This window comes from Neobacillus sp. S1115, assembly GCF_055385565.1.
Window position 1 is genome coordinate 4,459,297 of the sequence record NZ_AP038275.1, and the last position, 22,390, is coordinate 4,481,686.

27 protein-coding genes are annotated in these 22,390 nt (G+C 40.4%); 4 read left to right on the top strand and 23 right to left on the bottom strand.

What is annotated here, in order from left to right; all coding sequences use genetic code 11:
• Positions 1-111: 111 nt before the first annotated feature.
• From ACZ5B7_RS21700 to ACZ5B7_RS21730, 7 genes are all read right to left on the bottom strand, one after another.
• On the bottom strand, positions 112-384 hold the full coding sequence (locus ACZ5B7_RS21700; protein ID WP_213120357.1) for an HU family DNA-binding protein: 273 nt from the start codon (positions 382-384) through the stop codon (positions 112-114).
• Positions 385-728: 344 nt separating this feature from the next.
• On the bottom strand, positions 729-2,207 hold the full coding sequence (spoIVA, locus tag ACZ5B7_RS21705; protein WP_213145024.1) for a stage IV sporulation protein A: 1,479 nt from the start codon (positions 2,205-2,207) through the stop codon (positions 729-731).
• Positions 2,208-2,515: 308 nt separating this feature from the next.
• Positions 2,516-3,223 (bottom strand): hypothetical protein, encoded by a 708-nt coding sequence (locus ACZ5B7_RS21710; RefSeq protein WP_213145023.1) that lies wholly within the window; start codon positions 3,221-3,223, stop codon positions 2,516-2,518.
• Between the two features lie 28 nt (positions 3,224-3,251).
• Positions 3,252-3,437 (bottom strand): DUF2768 domain-containing protein, encoded by a 186-nt coding sequence (locus tag ACZ5B7_RS21715; RefSeq protein ID WP_213145022.1) that lies wholly within the window; start codon positions 3,435-3,437, stop codon positions 3,252-3,254.
• 211 nt (positions 3,438-3,648) lie between these two features.
• Positions 3,649-4,698, bottom strand: coding sequence for an NAD(P)H-dependent glycerol-3-phosphate dehydrogenase (locus ACZ5B7_RS21720; protein WP_213145021.1), 1,050 nt, complete (start codon positions 4,696-4,698; stop codon positions 3,649-3,651).
• Between the two features lie 19 nt (positions 4,699-4,717).
• On the bottom strand, positions 4,718-6,028 hold the full coding sequence (gene der / locus ACZ5B7_RS21725) for a ribosome biogenesis GTPase Der (protein WP_423798959.1): 1,311 nt from the start codon (positions 6,026-6,028) through the stop codon (positions 4,718-4,720).
• A 161-nt stretch (positions 6,029-6,189) separates the two neighbouring features.
• Positions 6,190-6,798 (bottom strand): YphA family membrane protein, encoded by a 609-nt coding sequence (locus ACZ5B7_RS21730; RefSeq protein WP_464490967.1) that lies wholly within the window; start codon positions 6,796-6,798, stop codon positions 6,190-6,192.
• Positions 6,799-6,904: 106 nt separating this feature from the next.
• On the opposite strand from ACZ5B7_RS21730, the gene ACZ5B7_RS21735 reads away from it, so the two are divergent.
• Complete coding sequence (locus ACZ5B7_RS21735) at positions 6,905-7,051, top strand: YpzI family protein (protein WP_213145018.1); 147 nt, start codon at positions 6,905-6,907, stop codon at positions 7,049-7,051.
• A gap of 155 nt (positions 7,052-7,206) precedes the next feature.
• Here ACZ5B7_RS21735 and fni read toward each other — a convergent pair whose 3' ends face one another.
• The 15 genes from fni to ACZ5B7_RS21810 all read right to left on the bottom strand — a co-directional run bounded on the left by fni (position 7,207) and on the right by ACZ5B7_RS21810 (position 20,404).
• Complete coding sequence (gene fni, locus ACZ5B7_RS21740; protein WP_464490968.1) at positions 7,207-8,259, bottom strand: type 2 isopentenyl-diphosphate Delta-isomerase; 1,053 nt, start codon at positions 8,257-8,259, stop codon at positions 7,207-7,209.
• A gap of 12 nt (positions 8,260-8,271) precedes the next feature.
• Entirely contained in the window at positions 8,272-9,411 is a 1,140-nt protein-coding gene (gene rpsA / locus ACZ5B7_RS21745; protein ID WP_464490969.1) for a 30S ribosomal protein S1, read from the bottom strand.
• A 121-nt stretch (positions 9,412-9,532) separates the two neighbouring features.
• Complete coding sequence (locus ACZ5B7_RS21750; RefSeq protein ID WP_464490970.1) at positions 9,533-10,114, bottom strand: lysophospholipid acyltransferase family protein; 582 nt, start codon at positions 10,112-10,114, stop codon at positions 9,533-9,535.
• 1 nt (position 10,115) lies between these two features.
• The gene (gene cmk, locus ACZ5B7_RS21755; protein WP_464490971.1) at positions 10,116-10,790 is read right to left on the bottom strand and encodes a (d)CMP kinase; all 675 of its coding nucleotides are present in this window, start codon (positions 10,788-10,790) and stop codon (positions 10,116-10,118) included.
• Between the two features lie 283 nt (positions 10,791-11,073).
• Positions 11,074-11,253: a DUF5359 family protein gene (locus tag ACZ5B7_RS21760; protein ID WP_213120345.1), complete on the bottom strand. Its 180-nt coding sequence runs from the start codon at positions 11,251-11,253 to the stop codon at positions 11,074-11,076.
• 102 nt (positions 11,254-11,355) lie between these two features.
• A complete protein-coding gene (ypeB, locus tag ACZ5B7_RS21765; protein ID WP_464490972.1) occupies positions 11,356-12,705 on the bottom strand; it encodes a germination protein YpeB in 1,350 nt (449 codons plus the stop codon).
• Between the two features lie 12 nt (positions 12,706-12,717).
• Positions 12,718-13,473, bottom strand: a complete 756-nt coding sequence (gene sleB / locus ACZ5B7_RS21770; RefSeq protein ID WP_464490973.1) for a spore cortex-lytic enzyme — start codon at positions 13,471-13,473, stop codon at positions 12,718-12,720.
• A gap of 93 nt (positions 13,474-13,566) precedes the next feature.
• Entirely contained in the window at positions 13,567-14,256 is a 690-nt protein-coding gene (gene prsW, locus ACZ5B7_RS21775) for a glutamic-type intramembrane protease PrsW (protein WP_213145010.1), read from the bottom strand.
• Positions 14,257-14,338: 82 nt separating this feature from the next.
• On the bottom strand, positions 14,339-15,295 hold the full coding sequence (locus tag ACZ5B7_RS21780) for an asparaginase (protein ID WP_213145009.1): 957 nt from the start codon (positions 15,293-15,295) through the stop codon (positions 14,339-14,341).
• Positions 15,296-15,302: 7 nt separating this feature from the next.
• Positions 15,303-16,274, bottom strand: coding sequence for a YpdA family putative bacillithiol disulfide reductase (locus tag ACZ5B7_RS21785; RefSeq protein ID WP_464490974.1), 972 nt, complete (start codon positions 16,272-16,274; stop codon positions 15,303-15,305).
• 104 nt (positions 16,275-16,378) lie between these two features.
• Entirely contained in the window at positions 16,379-17,656 is a 1,278-nt protein-coding gene (locus ACZ5B7_RS21790) for a Glu/Leu/Phe/Val family dehydrogenase (protein WP_213120339.1), read from the bottom strand.
• Positions 17,657-17,882: 226 nt separating this feature from the next.
• Positions 17,883-18,464, bottom strand: coding sequence for an adaptor protein MecA (locus ACZ5B7_RS21795; protein ID WP_423798968.1), 582 nt, complete (start codon positions 18,462-18,464; stop codon positions 17,883-17,885).
• 75 nt (positions 18,465-18,539) lie between these two features.
• On the bottom strand, positions 18,540-19,328 hold the full coding sequence (locus tag ACZ5B7_RS21800) for a metallophosphoesterase (protein ID WP_464490975.1): 789 nt from the start codon (positions 19,326-19,328) through the stop codon (positions 18,540-18,542).
• 22 nt (positions 19,329-19,350) lie between these two features.
• Positions 19,351-19,707, bottom strand: coding sequence for a hypothetical protein (locus tag ACZ5B7_RS21805; RefSeq protein WP_464490976.1), 357 nt, complete (start codon positions 19,705-19,707; stop codon positions 19,351-19,353).
• A gap of 64 nt (positions 19,708-19,771) precedes the next feature.
• Positions 19,772-20,404: a CBS domain-containing protein gene (locus tag ACZ5B7_RS21810; RefSeq protein WP_464490977.1), complete on the bottom strand. Its 633-nt coding sequence runs from the start codon at positions 20,402-20,404 to the stop codon at positions 19,772-19,774.
• Positions 20,405-20,550: 146 nt separating this feature from the next.
• Here ACZ5B7_RS21810 and ACZ5B7_RS21815 point away from each other — a divergent pair, with 146 nt between their 5' ends.
• The 3 genes from ACZ5B7_RS21815 to ACZ5B7_RS21825 all read left to right on the top strand — a co-directional run bounded on the left by ACZ5B7_RS21815 (position 20,551) and on the right by ACZ5B7_RS21825 (position 21,845).
• A complete protein-coding gene (locus tag ACZ5B7_RS21815) occupies positions 20,551-20,781 on the top strand; it encodes a spore coat associated protein CotJA (RefSeq protein WP_423798972.1) in 231 nt (76 codons plus the stop codon).
• Positions 20,778-21,038 (top strand): spore coat protein CotJB, encoded by a 261-nt coding sequence (locus tag ACZ5B7_RS21820; protein ID WP_213120334.1) that lies wholly within the window; start codon positions 20,778-20,780, stop codon positions 21,036-21,038. The genes ACZ5B7_RS21815 and ACZ5B7_RS21820 overlap by 4 nt, the downstream gene beginning before the upstream one ends.
• 237 nt (positions 21,039-21,275) lie before the next feature.
• Positions 21,276-21,845, top strand: a complete 570-nt coding sequence (locus ACZ5B7_RS21825) for a manganese catalase family protein (protein ID WP_213145002.1) — start codon at positions 21,276-21,278, stop codon at positions 21,843-21,845.
• 27 nt (positions 21,846-21,872) lie between these two features.
• Here the strand turns inward: ACZ5B7_RS21825 and ACZ5B7_RS21830 are convergent, their stop codons facing one another.
• Positions 21,873-22,328 carry a DUF2663 family protein gene (locus tag ACZ5B7_RS21830; protein ID WP_464490978.1) on the bottom strand — a complete coding sequence of 152 codons (456 nt, stop codon included), beginning with the start codon at positions 22,326-22,328 and terminating at the stop codon, positions 21,873-21,875.
• Positions 22,329-22,390: the final 62 nt, after the last annotated feature.

The window sequence follows — 22,390 nt, forward strand, 5'->3', positions numbered from 1 at the left end:
ACAAGCTATTCACAATGTCTTCATCTATAATTTCTTAGAACAAGAAAAAGGCCATGGTGTTTGCCATGGCCTTTGCTCTTAAGCATTCGCTTAAAGCAATAATTTATGTAATTATTTTACTGCGTCTTTAAGCGCTTTACCTGGTTTGAAAGCAGGAACCTTGCTTGCCGCGATTTCGATTTCATCACCAGTTTGCGGGTTACGCCCCTTACGTGCTGCGCGCTCGCGTACTTCAAAGTTACCAAAACCGATAAGTTGAACCTTATCACCATTCTTTAAAGCATCTAAAATCGAATCAAAAACAGCATCAACCGCTTTAGTTGCGTCCTTTTTAGAAAGTTCGCTGGCTTCCGCTACTGCATTAATAAGTTCTGTCTTGTTCATGCCTTTCACCTCCTCCCAAAGGTTTATCGAGATAAATAAGATTACTTATCTACATTTCTAAACACTTTTTCTGATTTCTATACGTTCAACAGCGCAGTTTTATTGTAAAAGTTATAAAAATTACCGCATTTGCAGCAATTTCTAAATCTTTGAAAAAACCTTTTAAAATAAAGGACTGATGCACTACTAACGTAATTCTGTTAAAAGATTATCATAATCAATTCAGCATATCAAGAAGATTTCAAGAAATTATGGGAATCTTTTCTTTTCTTCTACAAAATTCTACTTTATTGATCATAATTAGGTAGAAACGCATAAAAAAAAGACTCCAGAGGAGTCCAATTTTATAAAATAATGGCAATCAAACCGCCTGAGCCTTCGTTGATAATTCTTTCAAGTGTTTCTTTTAATTTGTATCTAGCATTTTCCGGCATTAAGGAAATCTTAGCCTGAATGCCTTCACGGACGATGGAACTCAAACTGCGGCCAAATATATCAGAATTCCAAATAGATAGCGGGTCATCTTCAAAATCCTGCATTAGGTAACGGACTAGCTCTTCACTTTGTTTTTCTGTTCCAATAATCGGCGCAAATTCTGATTCCACATCCACTTTAATCATGTGAATGGATGGTGCAACTGCTTTTAATCTAACACCGAAACGGGAACCCTGACGGATTATTTCCGGCTCTTCGAGGCTCATATCTGAAAGTGTTGGACTAGCAATTCCATAGCCGGTCTGTTTTACCATTTTTAGGGCATCTGCAATATGATCATATTCCGCTTTTGCATGGGCAAAATCCTGCATAAGCTCTAGCAAATGGTCTTTTCCTCTGATTTCTACCCCGACTATTTCTTTTAAAATATCATCATATAATTCATCCGGAGCAAATAAATCGATTTCAGCTACACCTGAACCCATTTCCACTCCGGCGAGTCCTGCCTTGTCAATAAACTCAAACTCACTGAAATGCTGTACAACCCGGTCGACATCTCTCAATCTCTTGATATCTTTTACCGTTTCCTTAACAGCATCCTGATAGCTTTCTCTCAGCCAATGATTTTCCTTTAGAACCATTACCCAGCTTGGCAGATTGACATTGACTTCAAGAACAGGGAATTCATAAAGTGCTTCGCGGAGTACATTTAAGCAGTCATTTTCCCTCATGCTCTCAACACTCATGGCAATAACAGGAATGTCATATTTTTCAGCCAGATTGGACCTAAGAGTCTCTGTACTTGGATGATATGGCTGGGCACTGTTCACCACCATAATAAACGGCTTGCCGACTTCTTTGAGCTCTTCAATAACCCTTTCCTCGGCCTCGATATAATTACTCCTTGGAATCTCTCCAATGGTTCCATCTGTTGTAACCAGCACACCTATTGTGGAATGCTCCTGAATGACCTTTCTGGTGCCAATTTCAGCGGCCTCATGGAATGGAATAGGTTCTTCATACCATGGCGTATTAATCATTCTAGGGCCATTTTCATCTTCATACCCTTTAGCTCCAGGTACTGTATAGCCAACACAATCCACAAGTCTTATGTTGACATCCAAGCCTTCATCAACATGAACAGTTGCGGCCTGGTTTGGAACAAATTTAGGCTCAGTTGTCATGATTGTTTTTCCAGCTGCGCTTTGCGGAAGCTCATCCTGTGCTCGCGATCTATCTGCTTCGCTGTTTATATTCGGCAAGACAACAAGCTCCATAAATTTTTTAATGAATGTTGATTTTCCTGTTCGTACTGCTCCGACCACTCCTAAATAAATATCGCCGCCCGTTCTTTCGGCAATATCCTTAAAAATATCTACCTTTTCCAAGTGATCCCCTCCTGATCATAGAGTAAAGTGGGATAGTTTCATCCATATAGGTATTTTTGGACAGTATATGTTTATGATGTTGTCCTACCCAGTTATGACACTTTTCAAAAAATTTTTTACCTCCTTCAAAAAAAATTTCATGTAATGCTGGTATTTACAGTACCTGTAAGGTCAAAATGGATGGAGGGTTTCTATTTATGTTCATCGATACGATGGAATTAGGAATTCGCCGTACCGCGTTTATTTATTGAAAAAAAACCCTTCTCCTACAATATATTTCGCAGGAAAAGGGTTATGACTTTTAAATCTTATTCTTCTAGAAATACCGGTTCATTTGTTTTTGGGTCTACGGTGTAGGGCAGGGAAAAAGCCGGAACGAACATAGAGTTATTGACTAGAATAGGCCGGATATCCTCGCCAGGATTCACCTTCTGGTCTGATTTCTTAATTGCCTGATAAAGGTCAGGGCTGTAATCTATATATACTTCGGCATTCCCAGTGATGACAAAGGATAAATTTTGATTGGAATACGGGCTGACGGCATATGGAGGCTCCTTATATCCCAATTTTTTATAATCTAGAGTAAACACATTTTTAGCAATTTGTTTTTTATAGGGCGGATACCCCATTGCCTTTAATCTTAATTTCATATCCCGGATCGTTTCAGCCATTCTTAAGTCAATAAGTTTCACGGTTGGACTGGTTTCCACATCAACCAAAACGTATTGGAATATACCCCCGTTTTCAAACGCATTACCGGGTGGTTCAGCTATATATTTGGGGGCAATCTTTTTAAAATCAATTGGATACTTTTGATAAATGGGGGTACCCGCTTCTTTCGTCTTGATTGGCAGTATACCGCCATTATCATTTCTAAAATCGTCCACAGCCGTTTGAACTGCTTGTATTTGATCCTTGTACGGAATCTGATTCTTTGCCAATTCCTCCTTTGGATACATACATCCCGTTAACAGGAAAGCCAAAGCTGCACACAAGCCCAGCATCTTCCACTTCATATAATCACCTTTATATGTATATTTTTCGTCATGTCAGGAATACGATAAGCAGTGTCAGCCCTGCTGCAATCATAAATAGATAGGCAAGAATAGCTGTAACAAAACGGAGTACTCCTGTTAATTTATACCTGCTCAAATAAATGGTAATAATGGCGAGAAACATTAAAGCCATTCCGCCAACGGATATCCACATCTTTAACATACCTGGTGACAACGTAATTCCCCCCTTGTCCGAATGTTATTATAACATAAAAATAAAAAACTGAAGTAAAGAGGGGCGAGTTCTTTACTTCAGCCAGGTCAAGACTAAATAACCCATACTCCAGCGTCATACTACCAAGTTGCTTCGTTGCATTGTATGCATTTTCATGTTAAAGCGTATCAGAAGAACGCCTATTTTTTGAAGGAAAAGGCACATTTTTTCGTTATATATTTCTTTCATCCAAAATATTAACCAAATCCTCCATCTCATGCGTTTTGCTGCGACCCATTAATACCTCTACCCCGTCTTTTGCATTTTTGCCATTAAACAAAACATCATAGAGCACACGGGTAATAGGCATTTTTACTTCATATTTTTCGGCCAGCTGGTAAGCAGCTTTCGTGGTTCTGACACCTTCCACGACCATACCCATGCTATCAAGTACTTCCTCTAGGGTTTTTCCTTTCCCTAATAAATTTCCTGCTCTCCAGTTTCTTGAGTGAACACTGGTGCAGGTGACAATTAAATCGCCTATTCCAGCCAAGCCGGAGAAAGTTAACGGGTTAGCTCCCATTTTTGTGCCAAGACGCGCGATTTCAGCCAATCCTCTTGTCATTAGGGCAGCTTTGGCATTATCCCCATAGCCCAAACCATCGGTAATTCCTACAGCCAAGGCAATAATGTTTTTCAAGGCACCGCCAATCTCAACCCCAATTACATCGGAATTCGTATAGACACGGAAATTGTGGTTAATAAATAAATCCTGAATTTCTTCAGCAGCCTCCATATTTTCCGAAGTAACCGCAACCGTTGTCGGGTGTCTGAGACTAACTTCCTCGGCATGGCTTGGGCCAGAAAGAACAACGACAGCATCTAACAGCTCTTCAGGCATTTCCTCTTTGATGATTTCCGAAATTCTCATCAAAGTATCGGGCTCAATCCCTTTACTTACATGTGTTATCATAATCGGAGAAGTTACGACAGCTTGAATTTTCCGAATGACCTCGCGAATGGCCTTTGTGGGAACCGCTAAAATAACATGCTTAATATTTGCCAAGGCATCGCTTAAGGAAGCATAGCCAACGATTAATTCAGGAAGGTCTATTCCGGGCAAATATTTTTTGTTTGTATGAAACTGATTGATTTCTTTAACTTGTTCCTCATTATGGCTCCACAACCGGACCCCGAGTCCATTATCCGCCAGTACCATCGCCAGAGCTGTCCCCCAGGATCCAGCACCGACGACGGCAGCAGCCTTTTGTTTCTCTTCCATTACGATCACCGCCTCAAGGCTATTTTCTTTCTCTTGCATAAATCTTAATAGGGGTGCCCTCAAAGCCAAATGCATCCCTTATCCTGTTTTCAAGAAAACGTTCATAAGAAAAATGCAATAATTCTGGTTCATTGACGAAAATGACAAAGGTTGGCGGCTTCACGGCAACCTGTGTTGCATAATAAATTTTCAATCTTCTGCCTTTATCCGTTGGTGTCGGGTTCATGGCAACCGCATCCATAATAATATCGTTTAAGACACTTGTTTCAACACGCATAGAATGGTTCTCACTAGCCAAATTAATCACTGGCAGCAAGGTATGGATTCTTTTTTTCGTTTTAGCAGATAAGAAAACGATCGGTGCGTAATCAAGAAACAGAAAATGATCTCTGATCTTCTGCTCAAATTCTTTCATCGTTTTTTCATCTTTTTCAATAGCATCCCACTTATTGACGACAATGACGACCGCTCTTCCGGCTTCATGGGCATAGCCTGCGATTTTCTTATCCTGTTCAATGATTCCTTCTTCCGCATTAATGACCACCAAAACCACGTCTGATCGTTCAATGGCCCTAAGTGCCCGCAGCACACTATATTTTTCGGTGCTTTCGTATACTTTACCTTTTTTTCTAATTCCTGCTGTATCGATGATAACATATTCTTGTCCTTCGTACGTATAAGGAGAATCGATGGCATCACGGGTTGTCCCGGCGATATTGCTGACAATTACCCGGTCTTCTCTTAATATGGCGTTAACCAAAGAAGATTTTCCGACATTTGGCCGGCCAATTAAAGAAAACTTAATAACATCCTCATCATACTCTGCTTCTCCGCCCTTTGGAAAATGTTTTGCAGCAGCATCCAACAAATCCCCCAGGCCAAGTCCATGAGACCCCGAAATTGGGATTGGCTCTCCAAACCCAAGTGCGTAAAAATCATAAATCATATCCCGCATTTCAGGATTATCAATCTTATTAACCCCTAGGATAATTGGTTTTTTTGTTTTATAAAGAATTTTCGCCACTTCTTCATCAGCAGCCGTAACCCCTTCTCTCCCATTCGTTAAAAAGATAATGACGTCAGCTTCATCAATCGCCACTTCCGCCTGCTGCCGGATTTGCTCCAGAAACGGCTCATCACCAATATCAATCCCGCCTGTATCGATGATATTAAAATCATGGTTGAGCCATTCGCCTGAGCTATAAATTCGGTCTCTCGTCACACCTGGGATATCTTCAACAATGGAAATTCGTTCACCAACAATTCTATTAAAAATAGTGGATTTTCCGACATTCGGTCTTCCCACAATGGCAATAACAGGTTTAACCATTCAAATCGCCATCCTTTCTTATCCGTTAATCAAACTTTTTTAGTATGTAAAGTTACTAAAAATGATGAAAGAACCCTTCGGGGTACCCCCAGAAAGGTCTAACTATCCTATCTTAGCAAATGTTAATCTCCTCCTGCAACGGATAGGGGGAATAAATCTTGTTAAGAAGATTTTTGTTTTGCTTTTTCCAAAAAATGAAAATGATTTTGCAGTACTGCTCCTGCATTTTCCAAAAGGCTCCAGCCAACCGTTACTGCGGAAATCAACGCACATACATCTAAATAAGCAAAATCTCCGATTGAATGCGGAAATTGAAATTTATTTAAAATATACGCGTACAATAACTCTCCCTGCATGGTACCGCTAAATATAATCAGCAGTCTCCCCTTTAATGTGTTTTGCAGGATTATAGCCAAATAGCCGATACCGATTCCCATCATCCATTCCTTCTTAAATATTAACCAAACCGGGTCAAATATTTCGAACAAATGGAAGGTTACGTATGCAATTGTGATAATTAAAGAACAAATGAGAAGGTATATGATAACCCGCTGCTTTTCTTTGCTTATAAATAAATATGAATAACCTAAGATGACAACCCCGCTTGCATAAACGTCAACCATGCCGAAACTAAAATGATGGTTTGAAAAAATAATCAAGATTAATACTGCAGCCGCAACCCTTAGCCGATACGGATTATCCTTAGGTAAAATAAACGTAAGGTAAACCCAAAACATCCAAAAAATCAAATAAAATGCTGCACCTTCCATACATACACCTCCTATTATTATCATTATTGATATTCCTGATGAACTTTTATACTCACTGAATAATATTTCCTGTGTGATTCATCTTATAAAGAGGAGGTGTAGAAAAATGGGAAAAGACCGCCAAGAGAAAAAGCTAAAAGCAAGCAGAAGAGTGGAGTCAGACCGTGATCAAGCCTTGCACTATAAGGGGTCCACGAAGCTGTCAGGTCCTGATGAGGCAAGAGGTTTAAATGATGGGAAGGACGATTACTAAAAGAAAAGCGGAAGCGCCTTGACCAGGGGCGACAGGCATAAGACGAGCCGGCGAGAAGGCTGTTTTTTAGCCTTCTTGACGGATTGGCTTATGACCCCGAGCCCCTAGGCGCTGCAGCCAGACAAGAAGAAAAGCTCCTGCATTTTGCAGGAGCTTTAAACTTGTCGCTGACTGTATTGTTTAGTTTCGATCCCTCTTTGGGTTAACCAATGATAAGTCTGCCCAGAAATAATCAAGGGAACACGTTTCAATTCCGAAATGGATTTTACCCCTAAGGCTGTCATAATAAGGGTAATCTCCATAAGCAGCTCCTGCATTTCATCCACTAAGGCTTCTGTCCCTTTTTCTACAAGAATCCTCAGGAAATGACCGGCAACACCAATCGCATCCGCTCCCAAGGCTATTCCTTTGACGATATCCAAACCGTTCATAAAACCGCCAGAGCCAAGGATGGAAATGTTGGAAATGGATGAAGCTTCCGCAATAGAAACAGGAGTGGGTATGCCCCAATCAGTGAAAAAAGGAAGGGATTTCTCTCTGCGTTTATTTTCGATCTCAGCAAAGTTGGTTCCTCCGGTTCCCCCACAATCGGCAATTTGTACCCCTATCGAGAAAAGCATTTGAATCGTTTCACGGGACATACCAAAGCCCACCTCTTTTATGATCACTGGGACTTCTACACCGTTTACGATGGTTTCAATTCTTTTTAAGGCTCCGGAAAAGTCACGATCCCCCTCCGGCATGGTCAGCTCTTGGATTACATTTAAATGAATTTGCAGCGCATTGGCTTCAATCATTTCAATCGCATATTTTGCATCATCCAACTGTGCCTCACTGCCAAGATTGGCAATCAAAACGCCCTTCGGATTCTCTTTACGGGCCACTTCATAGGTATAGCTTTGAGTTCGATCCTTAACAGCCGACATTTGAGAACCGACAGCCATCGCCAATCCAAGCTCGCTTGCAGCAATGGCCAGTTCCTTATTAATCGAATAGGTTTTTTCACCGCCGCCGCCCGTCATCGCATTGATAAAAATAGGCGAACTTAAATAAAGTTCGCCTATTTTTTGATTTAATCGAACATCACTAATACCAATATTCGGTAAGCTTTGGTGAATAAATTTAATATCATCAAATGCTGAAGAACGCGTGTGCCCATTTTCAATAGCTAGGCGGATGTGATCCCATTTACGTTCCAATCTAGACACGTTTTATCACCATTATTTTCTCAGATTCTTTAACTTATCTCCAATCATTTCACCAAGCTGGAATCCTTTTGATTCTTCCGGAAGTTCATAATCGTAGGTTTCCTCAACCTCTTTTTCAAGAAGCTCCTTGATGCTCAAAGATAAGCGTTGCTCTGCTTCATTTGCATCTAAAACTTTAACGGATACCTCTTGTCCTTCCTTTAACACCTCATGAGGGGTACCGATGTGTTTATGGGCAATCTGGGAGATATGAACAAGGCCTTCAACACCTGGGAATACCTCAACGAAAGCTCCATAAGAAACCAATCGCTTAACGGTTCCGGTTAACACACTGCCCTTTGGAGCCTTTTCTGAGATGTTTGACCACGGCCCAGGAAGTGTCTCTTTAATGGATAATGAGATTCTTTCGCTGCCCCGATCCACGCTTAGGACTTTTACATTAACCTTTTGGCCTTCATGTACAACATCTGTTGGTTTATTGACATGTTCGTGTGATAATTGGGAAATATGGACAAGTCCGTCAATTCCGCCGATATCAACAAAAGCACCAAAATCAGTCAATCTTTGAACTGTACCTTCAATGATATCCCCCGGCTGGATTGCATCAAGACGGGATAGTTTTTGCTTTGCCTTTTCCTGTTCAACAACAGCACGGTGGGAAAGGATTAAGCGATTTTTATCTTTATCGAGTTCAACAATTTTAAAAGTAATCGTTCTGCCCTTATAGTCGCTAAAATCCTCGACAAAATATGTCTCAACAAGGGAAGCAGGGACAAAGCCGCGAACTCCAAGGTCGACAACTAGTCCGCCTTTCACTACATCTTTTACTTCAGTTTCAATAACCTCGCCGCTTTGGAATTTCTGCTCAAGGCTTTCCCAAGCCTTGCCGGCGTCCACTTTTCTTTTTGAAAGAATTAATGCTTCTTCCTCAACCTTCATTACTTCAAGCTCTAGTTCATCGCCTTCTTTAACGGCATCTGAGGCTTTTTCAATATGCAGGCTTGATAATTCGCTGATTGGAATAATCCCATCAAGTTTGCTGCCTTGGATATTTACAAGCACCTGCTTTTCTTCTACTTTAGTAACTTGCCCGGTTACCTTGTCGCCAACTTCAAAGCTTTTCACTTCTACCTGATTTAATTCTTCAGACATATGTAATCCTCCTTAATCCATTGACTAGCAAAATCTATAATTGTCTATAAATTCTGATTTGCCCAAAATTGAATCTCATTATTTAACTTCTTATAAATCATGTCTTTTGTCAAGCGGAAACCTATCGATCCTCTTTAATAAGTTTATGAATTTCAGCCATAATTAATTCAGTGGCTGCTTCCGCAGATGCCTTCGAAGTTCTAAGTTCGTCCATTTGAATAGGTTTACCATAAACTACCTTTAACTTTTGCAGGTTTTTGTAAGGGCCAAGAATCGCACACGGAACAACAGCACAATTTGTTTTCAAGGCAAAAAAACCAGCACCGGCAAGACCCTTCCCTAATTCCCCAGTTTTACTTCTCGTTCCTTCTGGAAAAAGCCCAAGCACATGCCCATCCTTTAAGATGTTGATTCCTTTTCTTAGTGCTTCGCGATCACTCATTCCTCTTTTTACAGGAAAAGCGTTACATTTCCGCACGATGTTCCCCAAGACTGGGACTCGGAAGATTTCCTCTTTGGCCATAAAATAGACAGGTCTTTTCCCGGTAATCCCGACAATAATGGGGTCAAAATTATGAATATGATTGGAACAAAGAAGTACGCCGCCCTCTTTTGGAATATTCTCCGCTCCAATCGTTTCAACTCGATACCACGGTTTAAAAATTGCGTTTACTACTGATCTGGCAAAGGTATAAAACGTCAACTCATCCAATCCTTTCGTGCACAAGAGCCATAATTTTATCGACTACTTCCGGAATAGTCAAAGAGGTAGTATCAATTGCGATGGCATCTTCGGCCTTTTTCAAAGGAGCTACTTCTCTTTCAGAGTCGATTTTATCTCTACGCGCAATTTCTTCTTTTAGTTTTTCCAAGTCTGATGGGAATCCCTTTTGAAGATTTTCATTATGGCGCCGCTCGGCTCTTTCGTCCACACTGGCGAGTAAAAAGACTTTTACCTCTGCATTCGGTAAAACATGGGTGCCAATGTCACGCCCATCCATGACAACACCGCCGCTTTTCGCAAACGATTGCTGTCTTCTCACCATTTCTTCCCTTACCCTTAGGTGTTTGGAAGGAATGGATACCAAATTGGTTACTTCAGATGTGCGAATCTTGTTAGTAACATCGAGATTATCGAGTAAAACGATTTGCCCGTTATCAGAAGGCAGGAGTCCTATTTCTGTTTTGAGCAGCATTTCCACTAGGGAGTCTTCATCTTCAAGATCAAGATTGTTCGCAATTGCTTTATATGTCAACGCCCGATACATGGCACCTGTATCAATGTAAATATACGATAAGTTTTCTGCCACAATTTTTGCTACAGTGCTTTTACCGGCAGCAGCAGGACCGTCAATTGCGATGGATATTTTTCTATTCATAAATCCTCCTAATGAATATCTAAAGTTGTCTATATTTATTTTACCATAAGAGAATGGAATCCTTCCTTAATTTAATCCATTAAATCAAAAAAAGCAGGCAAGCCTGCTAATATTTTTCTTCATTAATAATTATCGTGTTGAAATTCTAATCATTTATGCTTTCATTAAGTCTGTTGTTTGGCGCTCCAGGCACTTTGCTTTCCGCGGGCGTGCCGGGGAGCCTCCCCGCGGAAAGCGAGTGCCCGGAGCGGAAATCAACAGGCCCGTTTGCAGAGGCAATAAATTAATTTCCTTGAAAGGTCTGGAGTATTTCGGTGATGGAATTTTCGTTGACGCCTTCGTATTTGGTTAGTTGCTGCAATTCTGGCAGCGTGTCAAGCTGATGAAGAAAAAATTGCGTTAGAAGTAAAAACAGAAACTGTATGATGATTATCTTCATTAAAATTTTTTCGATTTTCTCCAAATCCATTCACCCCGGTACCAAGTTATTCCTATTATGGGGGCTGATTCGTTATTTTATTCTCGGTAGTGTGCCAAAAGAGAAAGGAAAGGCATTAGCCTTTCCTTATAAAACACCTTCATACATATTTTCCGCATTTTTTAGTTTATCCACTTTTTCTTCCATACCTGTTTTTGCATTAATAAAAATGCGGTAAGTATCTTCTCCCATTGTTCCGAGAAATTCGTAACATAATACTTCCTCATTTAAATCATTGATGACTACAGCAAGCCGGTCCTCCATCACCTTTAGATTTGGATTCACTTTCTTTCTGGCATCTTCAAGTGTAATGGTTGGTTTATCTAAATTTCTTGTTTGAAAGGACTTTAAGTAATCCTCCGCAGAGACGCCGACAATATCGCCATTATCTAGAGCAACCTTAACCTTTACCGATTCCGGATAGATTCTGACCCCATTAATAGTGGTGACAAAATTAAAGACACCAACATTATCATATTGAAAACTTTCAAAAGTTTCTAAGTCTTTAAAGCCGGTTTCTTTTAAAAAGGCAAGTGCTTTATTATTGGCATCATTCAAACTGATCGCCTGCTTATCGATTGGGCGATTGTTCATAAACCAAATGGGATGGCCGGCTTTTTTTGTAATGTCCATACTAGCTTCCTGACCAGTTTTGTTATTCCTTACGGAAACACTGTAAAAGCCGTAGTCAGACCCTTTGCCATTTTTGGTGACCTTCACATCCGCATTGTCGTCAATTTTCATATATTTTTTCGCAATGTCAGCAGCCTCTTGCTTTGTAATGGATTTCCCTCTAATTTTTTTATAGTTTTCATCCTTTTTTTGCAGGTTTGTTAAGCTAAGCCCCTGAGCAGTTTCTTCATAGCCGCTGACGGTTTTCTCAACCGTTTTGAAACCGTCAATAATCGTGTTATCTGTATTTTCCTTACCTGAGGCCAGGGCAAGCTCAACATCCATCCAGCGCAAATTGTTCTTTAGTACCATATGCTGGACTTTTCTAAGCTCTGACTGGATTTGTCCGGATTGCTTATAAAGGGATTTCAATGTTTCGTATTCCTGATCAGAAAGGGGCTCCTTATCCAAATCCCTGGCAGCAGTCCGATAGCTGAAGTTTCCGATATTCGCAAGAAATTCCTCTGTTTTATTAAATGGCAGCAGCGTCAATGGAAGCTGCCCAACATCGCTGTGCGCCTGTGACGTGAGTCTCCAGACTTCAATTAGCGACGGTGATAATGAACTTTTTGAGTTCATAGCAAGTGTTGTGCCAATTTTGTCATTTAAAAGATCCATTCGATAAGTAAGATTATGGAACGCCCGTTGATAATTGTTTTCTGCATTTAACAGCACCGCGTTTTTCTCTTGATGTTCCTGGTAACCCCAGTAGGCAGTACCCGCAATAGCTACCGCGAGAAAGCCAATCAATATTCCTCTAATCAACTGTTTTCACCTCTATTTGCAAAAAATATGTTGGCCAATTTTTTTAATTTGCGGTCTTCCCCAAATCCATCCGCTCGTGGCCGTTGCCGGATTAAAATAATACAAGGCTTCGCCGGTAGGATCCCAGCCATTTATCGCATCGATCACTGCTTTCTTGGAAGTTTCATTCGGGGTCAGCCAAATCTGTCCATCGGCGACTGCAGTAAATGCTCCCGGTTCAAAGATAACTCCAGAAACCGTGTTTGGAAATGACGCACTTTGTACCCTGTTTAGAATAACTGCAGCAACTGCTACCTGGCCGATATATGGTTCACCTCTCGACTCCCCATGAACGGCATTGGCCATTAAGCGAATATCATTTTGCGAAAAACCGGCCGGAGTGTTTGCGGCGGTGGGCTTTTTGGCAGGTGCCTGCGGTTTTGCATTTGGTTTTGCCGCAGAATTATTGCCCGCCTTATAGTTTTTGCTCGCCTTCACGAGTTTGGCTTTTGTATCCGGCCCTGCCATCCCATCAATCGGCATCCCAAATTCATACTGGAAATTCCGTAATGCCCAATAGGTCCGCCAGCCGAAAACTCCATCCACTTTCCCTGTAAAAAAACCTAAATGTTTGAGCCTTTCTTGTAATTCAATGACATCGGCGCCAACCGCACCATGCTGGATTACCTGTCCCGAAAAAGCCTGAACCTGATTGGTTTTTACGAATGGTAATGGCGTTATTAAAAGGGATAAGATTAGCAGATTTATTAATATCGATTTCTTCAACATGGAACATTAACCCCCATTTGTAAATCTTTTTGCATTAATCCTATTTTTTGTTTAAATGGTGTTTTTATTCCAATTAAATGAAAAAACCCAACATCAATGATGAAGGGTCTTTTCAAGTGAATATTGTTTTTTAAAATGGTTAGCACTTAACAATTTCGCTTTTTTCACTTTTCTAAGTCCAAACCACCATAGAAAGATCATGAAAGGAAAAATGATAAGCAGCCAATTTTCTAAAGATAGCAGGATTAAATCGTAGAAGCCGTGCAGAACAAATGGGAGTAGCAACGACAAAGCAAGCCATTTCGCTTTATTGCCTTCGGTAAACTTTGCCTTGCCAAAATAAAATCCCATTATAACCCCAAAGAGTGCATGACTGGAGACCGGGAGCAGCGCCCGGGTTATGGCATGTTCAATGCCGTTAGCAATCAGGTAAAAAATATTTTCAACGGTAGCAAAACCAAGGGAAACTGCCGCACCGTAGACAATTCCATCAAACGGTTCATCAAATTCAACATGTTGATAAATGGCATAAAAAACAATAAACCACTTAAAAAATTCCTCAAGAAAACCGGTACTGATAAATGCGTTAATCATGCTTGAATCAAGTAATTGCTCTGTCTTTAGGACATGCTGGATAAACATAATCGGAAATACCAACAGCGCACCATACAAAAATGTTCTAAGAACAAGGGGAATAGGCTCAGATTCATATTCATCTTTTAAATAAAAATAACTTAGCAAGGCCAAGCCGGGAGCGATCCCGGCAGATAAGATTCCCAGCATGATGAACCTCTTTTCAACTCCATTTTCTTAAGTCTAACATGGAAATGACGTAAGGAAAATGAAAGATTTATTCCAGCTTCCATTAATATTGAATATTTTCTAGTCCGCTTGCTAGCGAAACAGCAAGTTTAATTCTTGCCTTTTTGCAGTCATTATCGCTGCCAAGGATGACTCCCTTTTTATAAAGGTCATAGGCACTGCCCTCGTAATCATAGGTTGTATAAACAGAACCCTCTTCAGCGCTGGTGGTAACGACCATCTTAATTCCAGCTTTTATTGATAGTTCTATTTCTTCCATCATTTTAGGGGCTACCTGGCCGCGCCCTACCCCCTCGAGGATGATTCCTTTTACTCCCGCTTCTCTTGCGGCCTTAATAAATTTTCCATCGGCACCAATATAGCATTTAATGATCTCAACCTGGGGGATAGCTGTAAGAACCTTATAAAATTCCCGTTTTATAGGCTTTTGAAAAATATGAACCTGGTCGTTATCAATGATTCCTAGATAGCCAAATCCAAAGGAGTTAAACCCCTGAATATTGGATGCGTGTTCCTTTTTGACGTATCTTGCTGCAAAAATCCGCTCATTAAAAACGACAACTGCCCCGGCATCATGCAAATCTTTAGCACAAGCAGAATAGATGGCATGCCTTAGGTTAATGTAGACATCACTCCCCAAATCTTCTGGGGAACGCTGTGATCCGGTTACTACAACTGGACGTGAATCGGCAATTGTTAAATCAAGGAAGTAGGCTGTTTCTTCCATTGTATCTGTCCCGTGTGTGACGACCACTCCACAAACCGTATCATCTTTAAAATAGCCCTCAATTTTTGATTTTAATAAAAGTAAATCGTCAAAAGTAATATGAATACTAGCTTTTTGAAAGACAGATTCAACAATGACTTCAATATCATTTGGCAATTGGCACATTGCAGCCAGTTCTTCACCCGTTAAAGCACCAGATGCAAGTTTTCCAGAATCTTTATTTGGTTTACTTGCAATTGTACCGCCTGTAGTTAACAAAACAACCTTTTTCATAGTAATATCACCCTTTTGATTCTTTCTCTAAGATGGAACCTGCAATTTGTCCGCCATGAAATCTTCCATTTTCAATAAAGATTTCATTTGCATTGTTGCCGGCCGCTAGTACCCCTGCAATATAAATCCCTTCTACGTTTGTTTCCATCGTTTCAGAGTTAAAAATCGGCCTTCCTGATTCTTGGTCGATTATCACTCCCATATTTTTAATGAATTGATGATCAGGGTGGTACCCAGTCATGGCAAACACAAAGTCATTTTTTATGGTCTTTTCTTGGCCTTCTTTTACATAAATGACCTCATTTTCAGTTATTTCTTTGACATTTGCATTAAACTCCATATGGATGACTCCATTCCGGACCAAGGCTTCAAATTCCGGAAGAATCCACGGCTTGATACTTCGAGAATATTCATTTCCGCGATATAAAACAGTTACTCTTGCACCCGCCTTTATAAGCTCTATGGACGCATCTACACTGGAATTTTTTCCGCCTATAACACAGACATCCCGGTCAAAATAGGGATGCGCTTCTTTAAAGTAATGAAACACTTTAGGCAGATCCTCACCAGGTACCTTCATAAAATTGGGGTTATCATAATAGCCGGTGGCTATGACAACATAATTGGCACGATAAGTATTTTTGTCTGTTACAACTGTAAACAATTGATTGTCTTTTGTCACTTGCGTCACTTTTTCAAAGGGATTAATACGAAGCTTTTTTCTTTTTGCAACCTCTCTATAATAGACTAGAGCTTGATTTCTTTTTGGTTTATAATTTTCGGTTAGAAAAGCGACATCACCAATTTCTAATTTTTCACTTGTACTAAAAAAGGTTTGATGTGTTGGATAGTTATATAAAGAGTTTACAATATTGCCTTTTTCGATGATAAGCGGGCTTTTTCCTATTTCCTGTAAGGCGATCGCAGCCGCCATACCACACGGGCCACCGCCAATAATAATTACGTCTTCTATTTGCACAATGGAACACTCCTTAAAACATTCATGCATCTGTCTTAATATATAGAAAAAACTCCTACCTGTTAATGATAGGAGTTTTAAGGATATATTTCAATGGTAACAACTTAAATCCAGCCTCTGAAGCGGCTTGCTTCAGCCATTTTTCTTACACCAACCATGTAAGCAGCAAGACGCATATCAACGCGGCGAGTTTGGGCTGTATCATATATATTGTTAAAGGATTTGACCATCACTTTTTCAAGCTTTTCTTCTACTTCTTCCTCAGACCAATAGTAACCCTGGTTATTTTGTACCCATTCAAAATATGAAACAGTTACTCCACCTGCAGAAGCCAATACGTCAGGTACAAGAAGAATTCCGCGCTCGGTTAAAATTTCTGTAGCTTCTAATGTGGTAGGTCCGTTTGCGGCCTCAACCACGATGCCGGCACGAATATTGTGGGCATTCTCTTCGGTAATTTGGTTTTCAATTGCTGCCGGAACGAGAATGTCACATTCCAATTCAAGCAGTTCCTTATTGGTAATTGTGTTATTGAATAGCTTTGTTACTGTTCCAAAACTGTCCCTTCGGTCGAGCAGGTAATCGATATCTAGTCCATTCGGATCATAAAGCGCACCATAGGCATCTGAAATCCCTACTACTTTAGCACCTGCATCATGCATGAATTTCGACAAATAGCTGCCAGCGTTCCCGAAACCTTGGACAACGACTCTAGCTCCTTCGATATTGATGCCTCTCTTTTTCGCTGCCTCGCGGATACAAATGGTGACCCCTTTTGCTGTTGCCGACTCACGACCATGGGAACCGCCAAGTACAAGCGGTTTTCCAGTGATAAAACCAGGATTGTTAAATTCATCAATCCGGCTGTACTCGTCCATCATCCAGGCCATTATTTGCGAGTTTGTAAATACGTCAGGAGCTGGAATATCTTTTGTTGGGCCGACAATTTGGCTGATTGCCCTTACATATCCGCGGCTTAATCTTTCAAGCTCACGGAATGACATATCGCGCGGGTCACAGATAATCCCGCCTTTACCGCCGCCATATGGAAGATCAACGATTCCACATTTTAAGCTCATCCAAATTGAAAGGGCTTTCACTTCTGTCTCTGTTACACCTGGATGGAAACGGATTCCTCCCTTTGTTGGGCCTACTGCATCATTATGCTGCGCACGGTATCCAGTAAATATTTTTACAGATCCATCATCCATTCTAACTGGAATCTTGACTGTCATCATTCTTAGCGGCTCTTTTAAGAGCTCGTATACCTCTTCAGGGTAACCTAATTTTTCAAGGGCTTTATGTATAACGGTCTGTGTTGATTTTAACACATCGTGCTTACCCTCATGATTAGTCTTTTCATTACCTTTTTCGGTAGACATTTATAAACCTCCTAAGAAAATACTAAAACGATTAATGTCCGCTATCAGTCACAAGTATACACCTTTAGGCAATTAATGCAAGAACAAAAATCCACCTTTCCTTTTATATATTGTGATTATGCAAAGGCGGTCATTCGCATTTATTTACTATTTTAAAATAACAAATAGCATTGTAAAAAAACTTAAGGAGCGGTTTAACCCCCTCCTTATTAGATATGTGTATTATTCATTTGAAATAGTGGAGAAGGGTTTCGATCGCTGCGTGACCGACGATTAGTTTTCCATATTCTTTTAAGACATACGGACTTAATATGGATGCATTGCCAAACTCCGACATCAATGAGGCGGTAATAGAGCTCTGTTCGGTTTCTATTTTTGTCAGCAAAAGAAAGTAGCGGCTGCGATATACATATAGACTCCCACCATAAATACCTAATAAGGAAAGCCGTTTCGCGAGACCGATTATATCTTCTAATTCTTCAAATTCATATAAAAAGTCCTCACAGCCCCCTACTCTTACCTGCATTTCAATTAAACCATCATCCAATGCTTCCTCATCTTCCCGCGTATGGTCGACGGTTATAATCATGATAATTCCTTGAGCTTGAAGGGAGAAAATTTCAACCGCTACCGAACCCCTTATATCAACATCGAATTCTTCACTTGCCTCTTCAAGCATATCGTGAAATAGCTGATTCCATTTGCCGGATTCTTTCCAAATATCCTCCTTGGAAAGCCCTCTTTCAAACAAATCATCGGACGTTAAAATAATTTTTATTTTATTTGCTGCTAAGCGTTCTAAGCGCATGTTTTTGCCCCCTGCTAGACATCTCTTGTGTTAGATTATGAAAGCAGAGAGGCGGTTGTGAATTGTCTCCCCTAACTAAGGAGTATCGGAACATTTTCTAACAGTAATCAAATGGCACTGTGCCGGGGCTCCCAATCTAAGGGGGATGGCAGTTGTTCCATAACCGTTGCTAATGAAAAGCACTGTTTGCTGAACTCTTTTTATTCCCCCTTTTTCTCCGGGGCTGAATCCAAAAAGACGGATTTGACCACCGTGTGTATGTCCGCTTAAAATCAGCCGGATATTCTGCTTTGGCCCAACTTTCTTGATAATATCCGGGGAATGGCTGACCAAAATTTTAAAGTGATTGGCTTCTGTTCTGTCTAAGGCCAACTCAAGCCGGTCCCTTCCTAAAGTGACATCGTCAACTCCAAGTAAAAAAATCTTTTCGCCTTGGTTAGAATGCAGGCTGACGGCTGAGTTATCCAAGACATTTATGTCAGTTTCCTGAAACACCGTATGTAACTGGTGCAAATTGGCCTCATAATCGTTATTTCCCCATACAAAATAAACGGGACCAATTTGTCTTAACTTCATTAAATTTGCCTTTACCCTTTGTAAAGGCACATCTCTTTCTGTCAAATCCCCGCCTACTACAACAAAATCAGCCTTCCCTATGGCCGTTTGAATGACCTTATCAGATATTGTCCGTTTATGAATATCGGAAATAAAAAAGATGGTCATTCTTCCAAACGTTTCAGGAAAATCCTGAAAATGGAATTCATGCCGGACAACAACATTTAAAAAGGCCTCCCGCAGCATATATAAAAGCAGGCATAACCCAATGATGAGAAAGATCAACAAGATAATTGGGATTAAACCCATATTCACATACCCCTTTAAAACTCTAAGATTCTAATGAAATGGTACCATAAACGATACTTAAACTAAAAAAAACAAGTGCCTGCTCCCAGCCAAATCGAAAAAGAATCGTGAATACGATAATCAGAAAAACCATTTCTATAATCTTCAAGAGAATATGCTTCTTCTGTGCACCTCTTAATTTATGTATGAAATCCTTGATAAGACCACCCGTAAGAAGGACACCAAGGAACAGGGCTAAGGAGGCAGCCAAAAACTCAAGCGGGTGTGTAATTAAAACAATAAAAAAATCAGCCAAAACAAATGGTTTCGGAATCCAAATCCATTTAATGAATAAATAGCCGAACAAGTAGATAAACAAAATCCTCCCTACCGCAAGCATGCAAAAAATCCCCCCCATAACAATGTATGAGGGGGATTGGTATTATTTCCACGATTAAGTATTTTTACACTTCTTCAATACTTAAAATACGAAAGCCATGTTCTTCAAGTTTTTTCGTAAATTTATCAATATTATCTTTCTTTTCAATTTTCATGACTATTCTTCGGACCAGCTTATCTGTTTCGTCAAAGGTGACCAGCGAAATGATATGCTCGTGAAAATGATGGGCGATTTCCGACAAGCGAGCGATCCGTCCTTCCGTCTCAACTGATGTAAACGCAATCCTCACCCCGGGGCGATTGACTCCAAAAGCACTCTCAAAGAAGCTCAAAACATCTGAGCGAGTTATCACCCCTAGAAAAGTACGATCCTCATCTACTACTGCAAGCAGAGGAAAATCTTTTAAATCAAGCATCGTCCTTTCAAATAGTTCCGCACCTTCCAAAAACATCTCTTGGTGGGTAGCAATGTCTTTCACACTCGTCGTTGTTAAATATTCTTCCTTTGTTTTATTGGAAAGAAAGTAATTTTCATAAATCCCATATCTGGTTACTACACCGACATATTTATTACCTTGCAAAACAGGTAGGCCGTCAATTTGCTGAGCTTCCAATCGATCCAAGGCTGCTTTTAGCGTTTCGTTTTCCTGTACTGTAATACAGTCATGCTTTGGAATCATCATATTTTTTACGAACATATCCCTATCACCTCTAAGGTTAATACTTCAACTATATTATAATTCTATGTCAGCGTTCGAAAACCTTTCATTTATTAAACTTTTATGTCATGTCATAAGAATATTATCATATGATTAACTGATGCTGAAATAAAGGGAGGGTTTCCATGAACACTCATCTTAAGACCTACCATCCGTATGTAAGTCCTTTCGACCCCTGTAAGCCGATGCTTGAAAAAAAGTATTCCACACCGCCTCATTTATATATGGGTTTTCAACCACCAAATCTCCCACAGTTTTCTCCATTTGAGGCTCTTAAAGCAGGTACGCTTTGGAAAGATTTCTATGATCCCTGGTACGGCCCCAATGAAATTGCAAAAGGGGGTATCCCTTCATGAAGCAAGTTCCTGCCGAGTATTATCAATTGATGGAACAGCTCCAAGCCGTCGACTTTGTCCTGGTCGAGCTCACTTTGTATTTGGATACTCACAATGATGATCTTGAAGCGATAAACCAATTTAACCATTATGTAAAGGAAAGAAAGAGAATAAAAAAAGCCTTCGAAAGCCAATTTGGCCCCCTTCAGCAGTTTGGCAACAGCTATTCGGGGCATCCATGGAATTGGGACGATTCACCTTGGCCATGGCAAATTTAAAAGCGGAAGCGCCCGTTTAGCGGCGTATGGCCTCCTCGAAAAAGCTACGCTTTTTCTTCGTGCGATGGCTATGCTGCCTAAGCTTTCCTTGTGGAGCGCTTCGACTGAGATAAAGGAAACACGAAGAGCGATAGCGCATTCGTGCTTGACTTATCGTAGGGAGAAGAGCGAAGGACACTAGCCGCTGGGCTCTGGAGCTGGATAGTGTTAGATGTTCAAAGGGAGGGATAAAGGAAAATGTGGATATACGAAAAGAAACTGCAATATCCTGTCCGTGTCAGCACCTGCAATCCGATGTTAGCCAAATTTTTGATAGAACAATATGGAGGTGCCGATGGAGAGCTTGCTGCAGCGCTCCGATATTTGAACCAACGATACACGATTCCCGACAAAGTCATCGGCCTTTTGACAGATATCGGAACGGAAGAGTTTGCTCACTTGGAAATGATTGCCACTATGGTCTACAAGCTCACAAAAGACGCTACCGTTGAACAAATGAAGGCAGCAGGGCTTGACGGGCACTATGCCGATCATGATAAAGCCCTATTTTACCATAATGCCGCAGGAATTCCTTTTACCACTCAGTATATCCAAGCTAAGGGTGACCCAATCGCCGACCTTTATGAAGACATTGCTGCAGAAGAGAAAGCACGGGCAACCTACCAATGGATTATCAATATGAGCGATGACCCCGACTTAAATGACGGTCTTCGTTTCCTACGGGAAAGAGAAATCATCCACTCGCAACGCTTCCGCGAAGCGGTCGAAATTTTAAAAGAAGAAAAAGGAAAGAAGAAGATTTTTTAATTAGGAAGAGGCAGAGATTCTGCTTCTTTATTTTTTTTCATGATATAGATTGATATCGTAATTTTTTTTCATCATTGCAAAAACGATATGGCGGTTTTTCCACTCTTCTTCCTTCTTCCAAAAATCTTTACTGCGGTCGGCAATCTCAGCCCTCAATTCCTGATATTCCTTCTCCTTCTTATCCTTTTGCTGCTTTAAAATATTCATTGAACCGTACCCAATGATCGTAATCGCCATTAAAAATATGATAACCGAATCATTTAACGAAGCAGAAAACATGGCAAAAAAGGAATAAGAATAATATTTCGCAATGGCAAAATAAAAATAACAAAAAAAGATGGCCGCCAATAAAAGAGTCGAATAGATAGAAAGATAATGTAACTTTTCTGCTTTATCAAATTTTTCCTTCTTTTTCCGGACATTTTCTAGAACCTGCTTGGTCGCTTCATCCGTATGCTCAAGCTCCCTAATGGGAGAATCCATATCCATCCCTCCATTTCTCCATTAATAAATATGAACTTGTCCGCAAACTTATGAATTAAAAA